Consider the following 16,138-nt stretch of genomic DNA (forward strand, 5'->3'; position numbering starts at 1 on the left):
TTTTCCGCTGTGTGCTGCAAGGCATGGGTGCACTTTATCGACAGGCTGTTTATGGATAAAGTGTGTAAAATGAAAATTACTATCCATACACATGGATAATTAAATTCACTGGAGGACGTCCACATGGACCAACTGATGGCAATCCGGGCCTTCGCCCGCGTCGTGGAGGCCGGCAACTTCACCCGCGCGGCGGATTCGCTGGACATGCCCAACGCCACGCTGAGCAAGCAGGTGCAGGAACTGGAGACGCATCTGGGGGTGCGCCTGCTGCAGCGGACCACGCGGCGCGTGACGGTCACGCCGGAGGGACGCGACTATTACGAGAAGACCGCGCGCATCGTGCGCGACCTGGAAGACATCGACACCTCGTTCAACGTCGCGCGCGGCAACCCGCGCGGACAGCTGCGCATCGACGTCGGCGGCTCCACCGCATGCGATGTGCTGATCCCGGCCCTGCCCGACTTCCTCGCGCGCTATCCGGACATCCGCATCGACCTCGGCGTGTCCGACCGCTCGGTCGACCTGATCGGCGACAACGTCGACTGCGTCATCCGCGGCGGCGCACTGGACAACTCAACATTGGTGGCGCGCCAGCTCGGCGCCGCGCGGCTGGTCACCTGCGCCACGCCGGCCTACCTGAAGCTGTTCGGCGTGCCGGCCTATCCGGAGGAATTGAAGAACGGCCACCGCCTGGTGAGCTATGTGTCGCCGCAAAACGGGCGCGCCGTGCCGTTTCGCTTTGCGCGCGACGGCGAGAAGACGGAGATCAAGGCCGAACACCGCATCGGCGTCAACGAGAGCAACGCCCACCTTGCGGCGGGACTGGCGGGACTGGGGATCATCCAGACCTTCACCTATGCGGCGGGGCCGGCGATCGAGCGGGGGGAGTTGGTAGAGATCCTGCAGAAGTGGCGCCCGGCGCCTTATCCCTTCCACGTGGTGTATCCGCACAACCGGCATGTGCCGCACCGGCTGCGCGTGTTCATCGACTGGCTGATGGCGTCCTTCCCGGAGAAGGTGGGCGTCGATGCCAAGGCGCCGCGCCGCCGTGCCGCCGGTTCTGCCGTCAGCGCAAAGAACAGTTGAGCCACTGCGCGATGCGCACGCCGTCCAGGCGCGAGCCTTCGCCGGTATCGCTGCCCAGCATCGACACCACCACCGGGCGGCGGCCGTGCACCAGCAAACGCATCACCATGTTGTGCCCGGCCTCGTTGATGAAGCCGGTCTTTTGCACGCTGGCGCTGACCTGGCGGTAGCGCACCAGGCGGTTCGAGTTCACGTATTGCAGCTGGCCGCGACCGATGTTGACGGTCTTGCCGCGATCCACCGAGTACTCGCGGATCAGCGCATAGCCGTTGGCGGCGCGCACCATGCTGGCCAATTCCTTGGCGGTGGAAACGTTGTCGGGCGACAGGCCGGTGGCGTTGACGAAGCGGGTGTGCGGCATGGCCAGTGCTTGCGCCTTGGCGTTCATGGCGGCGATGAAGGCTTCGCGTCCGCCCGGATAGTCGCGGCTCAGCGCGGCGGCGGCGCGGTTCTCGGACGACATTAGCGCGATGTGCAGCATGTCGCCGCGCGTGACGCTGGCGCCGACGTTCAGGCGCGACTGCGTGTACTTCAGCGTATCGAGGTCGTCCTCGGTGACAGCCAGACGGCTGGCCAGCGCCTCATGCTTTTGGTCCAGCCACACCATCGCCATCATCAGCTTGGAAATCGAGGCGATCGGCGCCACCTGCTCGGCATTGCGTTCATAGAGCGTGGCGCCGGATTGCTCGTCGAGCACGTAGATGGCGTGCGAGAACAGATGCCGACGCGAAGCCTCAGTGAAGCCGCAGCGTGGCAGCAGCTCGGGCTGGGCCGATGCGGTGGGCGCGGCTGCGGCAGCAGTCGCTGCGCCGGCGGCGCCGACCGCTGCTTTGGCGACCGGGCGCGTCGCCTGGCGCGCCTTCTTCGTCTGCTTGGCCGGCGCTGCGCCGGCAACGCGGCGCTTGGACTTCACCTGCTGGCGCACATTGCGCTTGCGCCCCTTGGCGCTGGCGCCGGCGGTGCGCTGCTTGCCGGCGGTCGAACGCTCGGCTCCGGCGGCAAAGGCGCGTTCGCCCACCATCGTCAACGTCAGCAGCAACAGGCCACACAACACCATGCGACAAAGGGCGGCAGCATGCTTGAGCAGCGGAGTCTTGGAGGAGGTGGAGCGTGAGGCGGGCGAAGCGAAGCGACGTGCTGCGGAAAACATCATTGAAAAACCTTGGTCGGGGCGGGTGCGTCACACGGAAGGCTGCCCGCTTGGGACAGACCAGCTAGTGCACATTGTCGCCGGGATTGGAAGTCGCTTCAACCGCCCCCTCGATATGACCGTCTGGCGCCCGTCAGGACAAAAAGGCCACCGCGCAGGTGGCCTTGCTCTCGTGCGACAACAGCGCTTACTGACGCGCCGCCAGCAACAACGCGCCGGCGCCGATGAAGAAGCCGCCGGTCAATTTATTCAGGCGCGCCACGCCGCGCGAGGTGCGGATGAAGCGACGGATCTGCGTGCCGCCGCTGGCATAGACGGCGGTGGAAACGAACTCCGCGGCCAGGTAGATCGAGCCCAGCACGAGGAACTGGTGCGCGGCCGGGCGGGACTGGTCGATGAACTGCGGGAAGATCGCAGCGAACAGCATGATGGCCTTGGGATTGGTGATGCCCAGCAGGAACTCCTGCATGGCCAGCGCGCCCACGCTCCTGGGTGCGCCCTTGCCCGTTGCCATGGCGCCGGCTGCGCCGTCGGCCAACTCCAGGCCGTGGAATTCGCGGCTGCGCCAGGCGCGCCAGCCGAGGTAAAACAGATAAATCGCGCCGACCCACTTCACCGCCTCGAACGCGGTCTCCGAGGCCAACAGCATCGCGCCCAAACCCAGCGCCGAGATCGTCAGGAAGATCGCGAACGCCGTCACGCGGCCGAAGGTGGCAAGCAAGGCCGCGCCGACGCCGCGACGAATGCCGTTGTTGAGGGCGCAAAAGTTGTTCGGGCCGGGCACCAGCGCCAGCATGATCGCAACCGGAATGAAGAAGAAGGCATCCATGGACAATCCCTTTGAAGGCGCCGCAAAAGCAGTGCCGGTCCGCGATTGTAACGCCAACGGCGCGCCCCCGCGCGAGCTCATCAAGCCCCGCCGACGCCGCCGACAGCGGCCTCCGACGACGGCTGCGGCGGCTCTCCGATGGCGGCCTGCGCGATCCGGGCGCACGCTTGCCATTTGGATCACAGGAGCATAGTCATGGCACACACTCCCCGCAGCTCGACACGCCCGGTCACCCTGACGGTCGTTATCCTCGCGTTCCTGGCGGCGCTGCTGGCATTGAAGCTGGTCTTTGCGCCGGGGCTGGCCTGATAGCCGGTTCGTCGATCATCTGCCAATGATTCACCCGGCGCTCACTTTTACTTTTTTTTTATTGGATGGAGGCACGCATGAGCAAGTCCCCCGGACACCAGCAGCATCCTGATCACAAAGTCGAGGAGCAACGCGTGGCGCAGCGCGTGACGGTGCGCGTGGGCGAGCAGGAAGTCGCCGGCTCGGATGACGTCATCGCGGTGCACGAGACCGACTGTCCGACGCGCTATTACTTCCCGCGCACGGCGCTGAAGAGCCAGCGCATCCAGCCCTCGGCCACTACCTCGCATTGTCCGTTCAAGGGCAGCGCCAGTTACTACGACCTGATGCTGGAAGACCGCTCGCTGCACGACGCCGTCTGGAGTTACGAAGATCCCTACGACGAGCATCGCGCGCTGCAGGGCCGCCTGGCCTTTTACGACGACAAGCTGCCCGAGATCAAGGTGGCGGTGGATTGACGCTGCCGCTGATGCAGCCGCCTCCATTACGCGCCTGCCCCCTCAGGCGCCGAACAGCTCCGACAACCCCAGCGCCACCAGCATGACGCCGCAAGCGCGGTTGATGCCGACCAGCGAACGGCGAAAGCGCGCCGACACCAGCGGGAAAGACAGCAACACGCCCAGCGCGCTGTACCACAGCACCGCGCAGGCGCCGACGGCAAACACCATCGCCGTGGCGGTCTCGCCGGTGACCCGCGCCGGCACCACGTTGGAGAGGAAAGCGCAGTAGTACAGCAGCGACTTCGGATTGACGATATTGAGCGCGACGCCTTGGCGAAACGCGCTGCGGCCAATGCTGCGCGACATGGGCGTGGCGGCCGCAATCGCCGGCGCCGATACCGGCGCGACCAGGATCAGGCGCAGGCCGAACCACATCAGATAAGCGCAGCCCAGCAGCTTGAGCGCGCCGCCCAGCCAGGCGTAGCGCGCCACCAGTGCGCTCGCGCCGAGGATGCCCAGCACCGCCCACAGACAATTCACCAGCGCGAAACCGAAGGACATGCACACCGCCTCGCGACGGGAAGCGGCCAGCGCCTTGTTGGCGATGGCCACGAAATTGGCGCCGGGGATGGCCACGCCGATGGCGCTGGCCGAGAGCACCGCCGCGATGGCGGGCCAGTCGAGGATGACAGGAGTCATGAAATGAAACACGAGGCAAGGTGAATGGGAAGGCCGCGCCACTTTGCCTTATGTCTTCTGATCGGTAAATTCTGATTAAAATTCCATCGTGATACGACTATCCTATCAACCTCACTGATGCCGAAGGCCGCCGCCATGATCAATTTCCGCCTGATGAAGCACCTCTGGTTGTTCGCCGCCGTGGCGCAAGAACAGCACTTCGGCCGTGCGGCCCGCCGGCTGGGCATGTCGCAGCCGCCGCTGACCGAGCAGATCAAGGTGCTGGAGCAGGCGCTGAAGGTGCAGCTGTTCGAGCGTTCGCGCCAGGGCACGCGGCTGACGCCGGTGGGCGCGGCGATCCTGCCTGCGGTGCAAAAGTTTGTGGTGCAAATGGAGCAACTGGAACGCGCGGTGGGCGAGGCGGCGCGTGGGCAATCCGGGCTGCTGACCATCGGCGCGGTCAACTCGGCCATGTTCGACGTGGTGCCGCCCATCGTCGAGGCGCTGAAGGCAAAGGCTCCCGGCTTGGCCATCAGTGTGCGCGAGATCGACAGCGTGGAAGCGGTGCCGGCGCTGTTGGCCGGCGACATCGACCTGGCCTTTGCCCGACTGGAGGGCGAGCCGGACGAGAAGATCGGACGCATCGCGCTGCAGGAGAGCGCGCTGTGCGTGGCGCTGCATCACCGCCATCCCCTGGCCGGGCGCACCCGCATCCGGCTGGCAGCGCTCAACGACGAGCAGTTCGTGATGTTCGAGCGACGCTACAGCCCGCTGCATTTCGACCACATGATGGCGGCCTGCCGCGCGCACGGCTTCGACCCGCGCGTGCTGCACGAGGTGCGTTCGATCACCTCGCAGATCGCCTTCGTCGGCTGCGGCCAGGGCGTGGCGCTGGTGCCGGCCAGCATGCGCAAGATGGCGCCGCAAAGCGTGGTGTTCAAGGCGCTTAGCGAGAAGGTGATGGTGACCACCGCCACCGTGGCCTGGCACCGCGAACGCGACAATCCGATGGTAGCGGCGGCGCTGGCGGCGATTAGCGGAGCTTCATCGACATGAACGGCGACATACCGACGACAGCATCAACGGCATGAGCGCCTGCTGAATCACATTGGCCGCCAAAGAAAAAGCCCGCTTGCGCGGGCTTTTTTTTACAACGGGATACGACCGGCGCTTAACACTCAGCGCTTCAGCTGCGACAGGTCGCGCACGGCGCCGCGGTCGGCCGAGGTGGTCAGGGCGGCGTAGGCTTGCAGCGCCTGCGACACCACGCGCTCGCGATGGCCCGGCTGCCAGCCCTTGTCGCCCAGCGCGTCCATGGCGGCGCGGCGGCGGGCCAAGTCGTCCGCGGAGATGCGCAGGTTGATGGTGCGGTTGGGGATGTCGATGTCGATCATGTCGCCCTCTTCCACCAGGCCGATGGCGCCGCCTTCAGCGGCTTCCGGCGATGCGTGGCCGATCACCAGGCCCGAGGAGCCGCCGGAGAAGCGACCGTCGGTGAACAGCGCGCAAGCCTTGCCCAGGCCCTTGGACTTGATGTACGAGGTCGGGTACAGCATTTCCTGCATGCCGGGGCCGCCCTTGGGACCTTCGTAGCGCACGATGACGACGTCGCCGGCCTTGACCTTGTCGCCCAGGATGCCTTCGACGGCAGCGTCCTGGCTCTCGAACACGCGTGCGGTGCCGGAGAAGGTGAGGATGCTTTCATCGACGCCGGCGGTCTTCACGATGCAGCCCTTTTCGGCAATGTTGCCGTACAGGACCGCCAGGCCGCCGTCTTGCGAGTAGGCGTGCTCGATGTCGCGGATGCAGCCGTTGGCGCGGTCCAGGTCGCTGGTCTCGAAACGCTCTTCCTGCGAGAACGCGGTCTGGGTCGGCACACCGCCGGGCGCTGCGCGGAACAGCTTGTGCACGGCCGGGTCGCTGGAGACGCGGATGTCGTATTTCTCGATGGCTTCAGCCAGGGTCTTGCTGTGCACGGTCGGGCGCGAGGTGTCGAGCAGGCCGGCGCGCGCCAGCTCGCCCAGGATGGCGATGATGCCGCCGGCGCGGTGCACGTCTTCGATGTGGTACTTGTTGGTCATCGGCGCGACCTTGCACAGGCAAGGCACCTTGCGCGAGATGCGGTCGATGTCGGCCATGGTGAATTCCACCTTGGCTTCGTGCGCGGCGGCCAGCAGGTGCAGCACGGTGTTGGTCGAGCCGCCCATGGACACGTCCAGGGTCATCGCGTTTTCCCAGGTTTCCTTGGTGGCGATGTTGCGCGGCAGGATGGAGTAGTCGTCCTGTTCGTAGTGGCGCTTGGCCAGCTCAACGATCACGCGGCCGGCGCGCAGGAACAGTTCCTTGCGGTCGGCGTGGGTGGCCAGGATGGTGCCGTTGCCCGGCAGCGACAGGCCCAGCACTTCGGTCAGGCAGTTCATCGAGTTGGCGGTGAACATGCCCGAGCAGGAACCGCAGGTCGGACAGGCCGAGCGTTCCACTTCAGCCACGTCGGCGTCGGAGATGTTCTTGTCGCCGGCCTGGATCATGGCGTCCACCAGGTCCAGCTTGATGACCTTCTTGTCGGCGTTGACGGTCTTGATCACCTTGCCGGCTTCCATCGGGCCGCCGGAAACGAACACGACGGGAATGTTCAGGCGCATCGCGGCCATCAGCATGCCCGGGGTGATCTTGTCGCAGTTGGAGATGCACACCATGGCGTCGGCGCAGTGGGCGTTGACCATGTATTCCACCGAGTCGGCGATCAGGTCGCGCGAGGGCAGCGAGTACAGCATGCCGTCGTGGCCCATGGCGATGCCGTCGTCCACGGCGATGGTGTTGAATTCCTTGGCGACGCCGCCGGCCGCCTCGATCTCGCGCGCCACCAGCTGGCCCAGGTCCTTCAGGTGCACGTGGCCGGGCACGAACTGGGTGAAGGAGTTCACCACGGCGATGATGGGCTTGCTGAAGTCGCCATCCTTCATGCCTGTGGCGCGCCACAGGGCGCGGGCGCCGGCCATGTTGCGGCCTTGGGTGGTGGTATGGGAACGGTAGGTGGGCATGTGGGTGTCTCCTCAGAGCTGCGTGTGCTGAAAAAGGGAGCACAAGATTGCCGCCGGGCTTGCCATTTGTCAAATATATAATTCAGCGCGTTTTGATTCTCAATAGATATTAGTCATCCTTCGCGCCGGCGCCGTGCCGCGCGCCGCAATCCCGCGCCCGTTCCGGGCTGCGCGGCGGCCTATGTATATTCGTGCTGCGACCGCGTCAGGGCCGGTACGGTTTTGTCCCATACAGGGCGCGCCGGCGGCCGCTATATTCCCGGACTCTTTTTTGCCTTCGGGCAAATGCCGATCCAACTTTCGGGAATGCACATGAAAAAATCCGTCCTCGTTTCTCTCGCCCTGCCGCTTTCCTTGTCAGTCGCCGCCGCCCACGCCCAGGACAGCAGCGTGACCATCTACGGCGTCATCGACATGAGCCTGGCCTATACCAGCAAGGTGGCGCCGGGCAACAACAGCCGCGTCAGCCTCGACTCCGGCGACCAGATGGCCTCGCGCATCGGCTTCAAGGGCAGTGAAAACCTGGGCGGCGGGCTGTCGGCGATCTTCCAGCTGGAAACCGGCTTCAACGCCGACGACGGCGCCATGGCCACACCCGGCACGCTGTTCGACCGCAAGTCGGTGGTCGGCCTGTCCGGCGGCTTCGGCACGCTGACGCTGGGTCGCCAGACCGACTACCTGGAAGACATCGGCACCAAGTACACCTCGTTCCAGATCTTCGGCGGCAGCGGCGTGCGCGCCGGCCACTTCAACAGCCTGGACCGCGTCACCGGCGCACGCACCAGCAACTCGCTGCGCTTTGACTCGGCCGTCTACGGCGGCTTCAGCGGCAGCCTGTTCTACGGCTTCGGCGAGGTGGCGGGCAACAACGCCGCCGGTCGCGCGGTGGGCGTCGGCGCCAACTACGCCAACGGCCCGTTCGGCATCGGCGGCGCGTACTACCAGAGCAAGCTGGCCGGCGACGCCCTGCCGGCGCGCGCCGGCGACACCGACCTGAAGACCTTCACGCTGGGCGCCAGCTACCAGGCCGGCCCGGCCAAGCTGTTCGCCGCCTGGTCACAGACGCGACGCCCCTTACAGGCGCCGCTGGCGGCCACCGGCCTGGTCAACATCACCAGCGCCACGCGCGCCAACATCGTTGACGTCGGCGTCGACTACGCCTACGACAGCAAGCTGCACCTGCTGGCCAGCGTGATCCACGACCGCGCCGACCTGGCCCGCGCCACCACCGGCGCCACGCGAGCGCACACCACCCAGGTCAACCTGGGCGTGGATTACTATCTGTCCAAGCGCACAGACGTCTACGCCATGTTCAGCCGCCAGAACGCAGGCGACGCCGTCAACCCCGGCGTGATCGGCCAGTCGTATTCGGTCGCGCCCGCCGACGACAGCGCGCAGAACGTGCTGCGCATGGGCCTGCGCCACAAGTTCTGACCAGCGATCCGCCTTCACCCGCAGCAGGAGCCATCTTGAATCCAGACCACGCCCCTTTCGATCCCGCCCACGGCGCCACCGTGGTCATTACCCACCACATCCGCCACGGCATGCATGCGCAGTACGAGGCGTGGCTGAAAGAGGTGGCGAGCGTGAGCCAGGCCGCCGAGGGCATCGTCGACTGGCAGGTGGTGCGTCCGCTCAAGGGCGTCACCACCGCCTACACGGTGATCCTGCGTTTTGCGTCCGAGCAGCGCCTGCATGCATGGATGGATTCGCCGGCGCGCGCTGCCCACATCGAACGCGTCAAGCCCTTCCTGGCCAGGGACGACCAGTTCTTCGTGCGCAGCGGGCTGGACTTCTGGTTCACGCCGGAAGGCGCCAAGGCGAAGCTGCCGGTGCGCTGGAAGCAGTTCCTGCTGACCTGGTCGGCGATCTTCCCGCTGTCGCTGGCGATGTCGCAGCTGGTGCTGCCGCTGCTGCACCAGTTGGGCCTGCCGTCGGCGCGCCTGAGCGACGGCCTGCTCGCCTCCGCCCTGCTGGTGGCGTTGATGGTGTACGTGGTCATGCCGCGCTACACACGGCTGGTGCAGCGCTGGCTGTTCGACGACGGCAACTAGGAAGCCCAGGAAAACGCGCCTCAGGCGCCGATGTGCTCGTACAGGATCGCCGCGCCCACGCCGATCAGCACCACGCCGCCGATGATCTCGGCGCGCTTGCCGACGATGCCGCCCAGCATGCGCCCGACCATCACGCCGATGGTCACCATGAGCGTGGTGGCCAGGCCGATCAGGAGCGAGGCTTCGAGGATGCTCACGTCAACGAAGGCCAAGCCCACGCCGACTGCCATGGCGTCGATGCTGGTGGCCACCGCGGTTAGCGCCAGCTTCACCAGCGATTGCTTTTGCGGTTCCGGCGAGGCCTCTTCTTCCTCATCGCTGAGGCCTTCGCGAATCATCAACCCGCCCAGCACCAGCAGCAGCACGAAGGCGATCCAGTGATCCCATTCCGATACCCACTTGGTGGCCACCGAACCGGCGAACCAGCCGATCAGCGGCGTGATGGCCTCGATCACGCCGAACAGCAGGCCGATGCGCAGCGCCTGCAGCAAGCGCGGCTTCTGCATGGCGGCGCCCTTGCCAATGGCGGCGGCGAACGCGTCAGTCGACATCGCGAAGGCGAGGAGTACGAGCGAGGGGAAATTCATGAGACGGGGTTCCTGGGTCGGGCGATGTCCATGGACGCAACGATGCGCCCGACCACAGGCACAGATGCGTCTATGGTCTCGCCTACCAAGTTGGCTACCCGCGCCACGGCTGCTGCCGAGAATGTTGACGCGGGCTCTTCCGGATGACCCGGAAGCTGGCTACTCCCCAAAGAGAAGGTCGCATTCTACCCGATGAAGACGGGTCATGCGCAAGCCCTCCATGCCGGTAAGTTGCATGCGCGCCGAAAGTTGTTGCGGGAGAAACTGCTCAGTCCAACAGCGTGAGCGCACCCTGCGCCTTCAGCGCCGCCGGGTCCGGCTGCAGCAGCGCCATCGCGCTGATCTGCGCGAGCTTTCGCGTCCAGCGGTACTGGCCGTCGGAGGTGCGCGCATCCTTGCCGTCGCGCAATTGCTCGGCGAAGTCGCGCACGATGGCCGAATTCAAGGGCGTGCTGACGTCCGACACCTTCTCGCCCAGCACGTATTTGGTGACACGCGTGTTCTGGCTGGCCGACTGGCTCAGCAAGGCCTTGGTCAGGTAGCCCTGTGCATAATTTATCTCCAGCTTGCTGGAGGCCTGGTCGTCGACTTGGTGATAGGTGTAGTTCTGCGACTGCTTGTCGGTGCCCAGCTTGAGCGGCAGGTCCGGCTGCAATGCTTCATGCCAGGACGCCTTCAGGCTGGAATGCTGTTGCTGCACGATACCGCGGTTGGCCTGGCTGCGGCCGGTCACCGAGGTCTGCTGCGAGACCTGGTAATCGAAGCCGTCGATCTCGTTGTGGTTCAGCGGATTGGGAGCCTCGATCGCCTGCGAAATGGAGGCGCTGAAATCGGCCAGACCGGACAGCATCTGGCGGTCGGTGGCGTCGGCCGAGGCAGCGGGCATCTCCTTGCCGGGCACAAAGCCCTGCGCCGGATAACTGCCGTTGAGCTGGGAGAAGGCGTCCTTGAACAGCGCGGTCAGGCCGGCGTTGCCATGGCCGCGACGGGCGGCGGCGTCGAACTGCTGCAGGTAACCGGCGATGGCGCGCTGGCGCTGCTCGCCGCTGCCGAGGATGGCGGTGTTCTTGAGATCGACCGCGACCTTCATGCTGCCGGCAGCGCCGCTGGTGGACAGCGTGCGCTGCTCTGCATCGACGTGCAATTGCACGGTCTGGTCGTCGCCCAGCCTGGCCTTGAGGTCAACCGCCGACAACACGTTGCCGTCGAACTTCATCAGGCCGTCCAGCGACAACCTGGGCGGTTGTTCGGCCAGGCCGTTGATGGCGCCCTGGAAGGCCTCGCCCAGCTTGCCGATGGCTTCGCGCTCGACATCGGTGAGCTTGCCCTGCTCCAGCTCCACCTTGACCGCGATGCCATCGCTGTTGGAAGACAAGCTGAAGTTGATCTTGGCGCCGCCGACCGTGGTGACCGACAGGCCGATGCTGTTGGTGGCGAACTTCTGCAGCTGGTCGCGCAGGATGGTTTGCACGCCGGCGTCGCCCTGCATCGCCAGGTCCGACACCAGCACCGACTGCGAGTACGCATTGCCGCCTTCGCTGACCTGATCCATCAGGGCGCGGCCCAGCCCCTGCAGGCGACCGGCCAAGTCGACCGCCTTCGCGGTGCCGGCCATTAGCGCGCTGACGGGGTCGATCTGCTTGCTCTCCCACACCGGCTGTTTGGCATCAGCGATGAGCCCGCTGGGCGCATACAACGCCAGGTTGGCGGCCTGCGCACCCGAGCTGCCCAGCGCGACGGTGGCGGAGGCTTGCGTCGCCGATGTGCTTGCCGAAGCAGCACTGCTGCGCGCGGACAGCGGCTGGTAACCGGCGGTGGTGGAGGCGGAAGTGGGGGCGATCGTGGTCATGACGTCTCGGTGCGCTCGAAGGCTGATAGCGGCACTAACGGCGTCATCGCGGAAATCTTTACAAGTTGGAACGCGCCGTTCCGATACGGCGCGTTCCAACTTGCTGCGCTTATAACATGCGGCGCAAGGTATCGTCGCGCCGCACGAGGTGGTGGGCCAGCGCCGCCAGCACGTGCAGGCCGATCACGTAATAGAAGAGCTCGCCCAGCGTCTCGTGCACTTCCTTGATGCTGCCGGAGAGATCCTTGTCGACCGCGAACGGCGAGGCGATCTGCAGCTCGCTCAACGGCACCGGAATCGCGCCGCGCCCGAGCCAGACGGTGAGAATGCCAAGGATGGGCTGGGCGAACAGGAACAGGTAGAGCAACAGGTGCGTGAGCCATGACAACTTTTGCAGCACCGAGGACAGCGGCGGCGTGATCAGCGGAGCGCCGCGTGCGCGCCGGTTGAACACGCGTGGGATGGCCAGGATCAGCACCGCGATGCCGGCCCAGAAGTGCGACTGGACCACCAGCGTGCGCTCGGGCGAACCGCGCGGGAATTCGCCGTGCGAGAGGATCAGCGCATAGGCGGCGATGATCAGCAGGGCGATGATCCAGTGCAGCCAACGCGCGGCGGCGTTGTAGCGATGCAGGGGATGGGACGGACTTGCTTGCATGCGGGCTCCTTTGGCGAATGGCGAAGGTTAAGGTAGTTCAAGCGTGCGAACCGCCGACGGCGGCAAAGTTCATCCGTAACGGGCAGATCGTGAGGACTCCTGCACGTGCGTCGCGTCAAATGGAGACGTTCACCGGATCCACGTGGGTCATCACATCGAGCACGTTGTGCGCATCCAGCACGCGCTGGCGCGCCGCGGCGGCGATCGCGTGACCGCCGCTGACGGTGAGCGCGCCGTCAATCTCCAGATGGACGTCGACCAGCGTCATGTCGCCCATACGGCGCGTGCGCAAATCATGCAGGCCTTGTACGCCGGGCGTCTCCAGCAAGGTGCGCCGGATCGCCTGCGACTCCTCTTCGGAGACGGCGCGGTCCATCAGGTCGTTCAGCGCGGTCCAGCCGAACCGCCATCCCATGCGCAGCACCATCAGCCCGACCACAGCGGCGGCGGCCGGGTCGAGCAGCGTGAAGCCGCCCAGGCTGGCGCCGATGCCCAGCGCCACCACCAGCGAGGACGCGGCGTCCGAGCGGGCATGCCAGGCATTGGCCACCAGCATGCTGGAACGCACGCGCTGCGCCACCCGCAGCATGTAGCGAAACAGCAGCTCCTTGCCCAGCAACGCCGCCAGCGCCACCCACAATGCCGCCACGTGCACCGGCGGCGTGTGCCCGTAGGCCTGGATCTTTTGCGCGGCCGAGACCAGCATGCCCACGCCCACCGCCAATAACAGTGCGCCCAGCGCCAGCGAAGCGGCGTTCTCGTAGCGCTGGTGGCCGTACTGGTGGTCGGCATCGGCCTGCTTGCGACTGCGGCTGGCGGCGAACAGCACCACGAAGTCCGCCACCAGGTCCGACAGCGAATGCACACCGTCAGCCACCAGCGCCTGCGAACCGGCGAAAATTCCCACGCCGATCTGCAGCGTGGTGAGGCCGACATTGACGGCAATGCTGACCAGGGTGCTGGTCTTGCCGGCGCGATAGCGGAGTTCCTTGTCGTACGCGTCTTCTTTTTCTATGCTTAACATATCGTCAACTATTTGCCGGTAATGTGCCCTCAAATGCCCGCAAAACTTGTGCTATGGATCAAATTGCTGGATCATCTTGCCACACTACAATGTCCGCTGCGTTGCGCGAGGGACAGCGCGGCCGATGATGCCGAATTTATCGACGCCGATTTTCGCCGGCGTGCACTACACCGCGCATACTGCATGTGACGGGGCGCGACGCCACGTCGACACCCGCCGCGCCGCCATGGGAAGCGACGCGGGACGACGCCGGCAGACGTAAGCAAGCAATTCATCCGAGGATCAGCATGAGCCAAGCAACTCCGCAACCGCTGTCGTTCGCATTCGACAGGGCCAGCGGCGAACTCTCCGCCACCTTTACCCCGACGCCGGGCTTCCCGCCGCTGACGCTGGCGTTCCTGAAGCAGGCGATGGTCGACAACGGCCTGACCAAGCTGTTCTCGCAAGACTCCATCCTCAACGGCTTCGTGCGCAAGGCGGAAGACGCCAAGGAAGCCGTGACCCAAGTCATCGCCGAACGCCGTGACGGCGAGTTCTCGCTGGAGGTGGCCGACGACCTGATGACCGCCTCGCTGACCCTGGTGGCGCCCTTCGGCGGCCGCGCCAAGAGCGTGGAAGTGGTCAACGCCGTGCGCGCCGCCGGCATCACCTACGGCATCCTGCATGAGCAACTGCGCGGCGCACTCTCGGCCGGCCACTGCAACAAGCTGATCATTGCACAGGGCCTGATGCCCACGCCGGCCGAGCCGGCCCGCTTTGAAAGCCTGCTGGAAGAAAAAGAGGAAGAACTGGCCGAAATCGACGAGGACGCCGTGGTCTCCTACGCCGACATGGGCCACCTGCTGCTGGTGTCGGCGGGCGATCCTCTGATGCGCCGCATCCCGCCCGTACCGGGCCAAGACGGCATCGACATCCGCGGCGGCAAGGTGCCGGCGCGTCCGATCGCCGACATCACCTTCGCCAAGGAATCGGTCGGCGCCGAGCCCAGCGAGGAAGATCCCGACCTGCTGGTGGCCATGGTGCCGGGCCAGCCGACGCTGATCAAGAATGGCGTCAAGGTCAATCCGGTGCTGGACGTCGAGAACGTCGACCTGTCCACCGGCAACCTCACGTTCGAGGGCTCGGTGCGCGTCTCCGGCGACGTGCTGACCGGCATGAAGGTGCACGTGGGCGGCGACGTGGTCGTCAGCGGCACGGTGGAGGCGGCCGAGATCGTGGCCGGCGGCAGCGTGACCGTCAAGGGCGGCGTAATCGGCCACAGCGAAGGCGTGACCGCCACTGCCGGCACCACCGCGATCGCTTCGCGCATCAGTGCGCAAAAATCGGTGCAGGTGATGTTCGCCGAAAGCGCCCACATCGAAGCGGCCGAAGACATCCTGGTGCTGGGCAACGCCCGCCACTGTGAACTGCTGGCCGGCAATGAAATCGTGGTCGGCAAGGGCAACCCGCGCACCGGCCACATCATCGGCGGGCGCGTGGAAGCGACCAACTCGATCCGCGCCAACGTGATCGGCGCCTCCACCTCCACGCTCACGCGCGTGCAGGTAGGCCTCGACCCTTATCTGGAAGAAAAGATCGCCATCAAGGAACAGGAGTACGCGCGCAAAGTGGCCGAGCTGGACCGCACCATCAAGCAGCAAGCCTATTACAAGCTCAACCCGGAAAAGGCTACGCCGGAAATACTGTTCGAGACCAGCGACAAGCGCAAGGCGCTGGCCTACGAGGTCAAGGTGCTGCTAGAAGAAGTGGGCCAGATGAAGGAAGGCATGGTGGCGGCCGAAGACGCCCGCATCGTGGTCGCCAAGGCGGTGTTCGAAGGCACCGAACTGCGCATCGGCCACCAGTCCTGGCCGGTGCAGTCCGACCTCGGCGGCGGCACGGCGCAGCTGTTCGAGGGCGATATCCGCTACAACCCGAAGAAATAAGCCAAATCACGCATCGCGGCAGCGTCCAGCTCGCCGCCGCGATGCGTTCTACAATGACGGACTCGATGGGGCCGCGCCCTGCGCCCCAGCCATCCGAAAGCCGCTCCATGCAAGACCTTCTCCCGCAAGCCAGCGCCGACGATTTGCGCGCGTTCGCCCGACAAAGCGCTGCCGTCGTCCAGGACTGCAACTGCCGCAGCGCCGACAGCACCGGCTGGATCAGCCTGCCGCTGTCGCTGCCGGAGGCCCAGCTGGCCGACGTCGCCACGCTGGTGCGCGATCCCTACGACGAACCGACCTTCGCCGAGCACCATCCGGACGGCACCCAATACGGCTCGCCCGCGGCACCCATCGCGCCCCGCTACTATCCCTACAACCGCTGCAACGTGGCGCGCTGCACGCAATGCGCGCGCCATTACCTGCGCTATATGGAAGCCGGCGGCTACTTTGTCGACCGCCGCATCCGCACGCTGGACAACGCCGCGCTGGTGGTCGATCCGGCCTGAGC

15 protein-coding genes and 1 riboswitch are annotated in these 16,138 nt (G+C 65.8%); of the genes, 7 read left to right on the plus strand and 8 right to left on the minus strand.

The features are described from left to right. Nucleotides 1–123 precede the first annotated feature (123 nt). Nucleotides 124–1,086: a LysR family transcriptional regulator gene (locus J8I26_RS09350; protein WP_209606456.1), complete on the plus strand. Its 963-nt coding sequence runs from the start codon at nucleotides 124–126 to the stop codon at nucleotides 1,084–1,086. Here J8I26_RS09350 and J8I26_RS09355 read toward each other — a convergent pair. Continuing rightward, on the minus strand, nucleotides 1,067–2,236 hold the full coding sequence (locus J8I26_RS09355) for a serine hydrolase (protein ID WP_245200253.1): 1,170 nt from the start codon (nucleotides 2,234–2,236) through the stop codon (nucleotides 1,067–1,069). The genes J8I26_RS09350 and J8I26_RS09355 overlap by 20 nt on opposite strands. Before the next feature lie 187 nt (nucleotides 2,237–2,423). After that, nucleotides 2,424–3,065 (minus strand): LysE family transporter, encoded by a 642-nt coding sequence (locus tag J8I26_RS09360; protein ID WP_209606457.1) that lies wholly within the window; start codon nucleotides 3,063–3,065, stop codon nucleotides 2,424–2,426. Nucleotides 3,066–3,451: 386 nt separating this feature from the next. Here J8I26_RS09360 and J8I26_RS09365 point away from each other — a divergent pair, with 386 nt between their 5' ends. Then, nucleotides 3,452–3,832: a DUF427 domain-containing protein gene (locus tag J8I26_RS09365; protein WP_209606458.1), complete on the plus strand. Its 381-nt coding sequence runs from the start codon at nucleotides 3,452–3,454 to the stop codon at nucleotides 3,830–3,832. 42 nt (nucleotides 3,833–3,874) lie between these two features. Here the strand turns inward: J8I26_RS09365 and J8I26_RS09370 are convergent, their stop codons facing one another. Further along, nucleotides 3,875–4,513: a LysE family translocator gene (locus tag J8I26_RS09370; protein ID WP_209606459.1), complete on the minus strand. Its 639-nt coding sequence runs from the start codon at nucleotides 4,511–4,513 to the stop codon at nucleotides 3,875–3,877. Between the two features lie 135 nt (nucleotides 4,514–4,648). Here J8I26_RS09370 and J8I26_RS09375 point away from each other — a divergent pair, with 135 nt between their 5' ends. Further along, the gene (locus J8I26_RS09375) at nucleotides 4,649–5,548 is read left to right on the plus strand and encodes a LysR family transcriptional regulator (RefSeq protein WP_209606460.1); all 900 of its coding nucleotides are present in this window, start codon (nucleotides 4,649–4,651) and stop codon (nucleotides 5,546–5,548) included. A gap of 122 nt (nucleotides 5,549–5,670) precedes the next feature. On the opposite strand, the gene ilvD is transcribed toward J8I26_RS09375, so the two are convergent. Next, nucleotides 5,671–7,533 (minus strand): dihydroxy-acid dehydratase, encoded by a 1,863-nt coding sequence (gene ilvD, locus J8I26_RS09380; protein WP_209606462.1) that lies wholly within the window; start codon nucleotides 7,531–7,533, stop codon nucleotides 5,671–5,673. A gap of 312 nt (nucleotides 7,534–7,845) precedes the next feature. Between ilvD and J8I26_RS09385 the strand changes: the two genes are divergently transcribed. Together J8I26_RS09385 and J8I26_RS09390 are read left to right on the plus strand one after the other, a co-directional pair. Continuing rightward, nucleotides 7,846–8,967: a porin gene (locus J8I26_RS09385; RefSeq protein ID WP_209606463.1), complete on the plus strand. Its 1,122-nt coding sequence runs from the start codon at nucleotides 7,846–7,848 to the stop codon at nucleotides 8,965–8,967. 35 nt (nucleotides 8,968–9,002) lie between these two features. Continuing rightward, nucleotides 9,003–9,587 carry an antibiotic biosynthesis monooxygenase gene (locus J8I26_RS09390; RefSeq protein WP_209606465.1) on the plus strand — a complete coding sequence of 195 codons (585 nt, stop codon included), beginning with the start codon at nucleotides 9,003–9,005 and terminating at the stop codon, nucleotides 9,585–9,587. 20 nt (nucleotides 9,588–9,607) lie between these two features. Here J8I26_RS09390 and mntP read toward each other — a convergent pair whose 3' ends face one another. From mntP to J8I26_RS09410, 4 genes are all read right to left on the minus strand, one after another. Continuing rightward, nucleotides 9,608–10,174, minus strand: coding sequence for a manganese efflux pump MntP (gene mntP, locus J8I26_RS09395; RefSeq protein WP_209606468.1), 567 nt, complete (start codon nucleotides 10,172–10,174; stop codon nucleotides 9,608–9,610). Between the two features lie 12 nt (nucleotides 10,175–10,186). Further along, nucleotides 10,187–10,354, minus strand: a riboswitch (yybP-ykoY riboswitch). An 88-nt stretch (nucleotides 10,355–10,442) separates the two neighbouring features. Further along, nucleotides 10,443–12,023, minus strand: a complete 1,581-nt coding sequence (locus J8I26_RS09400; RefSeq protein ID WP_245200242.1) for a hypothetical protein — start codon at nucleotides 12,021–12,023, stop codon at nucleotides 10,443–10,445. Between the two features lie 109 nt (nucleotides 12,024–12,132). Next, on the minus strand, nucleotides 12,133–12,681 hold the full coding sequence (locus tag J8I26_RS09405; RefSeq protein ID WP_209606469.1) for a cytochrome b: 549 nt from the start codon (nucleotides 12,679–12,681) through the stop codon (nucleotides 12,133–12,135). A 115-nt stretch (nucleotides 12,682–12,796) separates the two neighbouring features. Further along, the gene (locus J8I26_RS09410) at nucleotides 12,797–13,705 is read right to left on the minus strand and encodes a cation diffusion facilitator family transporter (RefSeq protein WP_209606472.1); all 909 of its coding nucleotides are present in this window, start codon (nucleotides 13,703–13,705) and stop codon (nucleotides 12,797–12,799) included. Nucleotides 13,706–13,992: 287 nt separating this feature from the next. Between J8I26_RS09410 and J8I26_RS09415 the strand changes: the two genes are divergently transcribed. After that, nucleotides 13,993–15,630, plus strand: a complete 1,638-nt coding sequence (locus tag J8I26_RS09415; RefSeq protein WP_209606474.1) for a FapA family protein — start codon at nucleotides 13,993–13,995, stop codon at nucleotides 15,628–15,630. A gap of 107 nt (nucleotides 15,631–15,737) precedes the next feature. Then, nucleotides 15,738–16,136 carry a hypothetical protein gene (locus tag J8I26_RS09420; RefSeq protein WP_209606475.1) on the plus strand — a complete coding sequence of 133 codons (399 nt, stop codon included), beginning with the start codon at nucleotides 15,738–15,740 and terminating at the stop codon, nucleotides 16,134–16,136. The last annotated feature ends 2 nt before the right edge of the window (nucleotides 16,137–16,138 follow it).

Source organism: Herbaspirillum sp. LeCh32-8 (assembly GCF_017814915.1).
GTDB lineage: Bacteria > Pseudomonadota > Gammaproteobacteria > Burkholderiales > Burkholderiaceae_D > Herbaspirillum.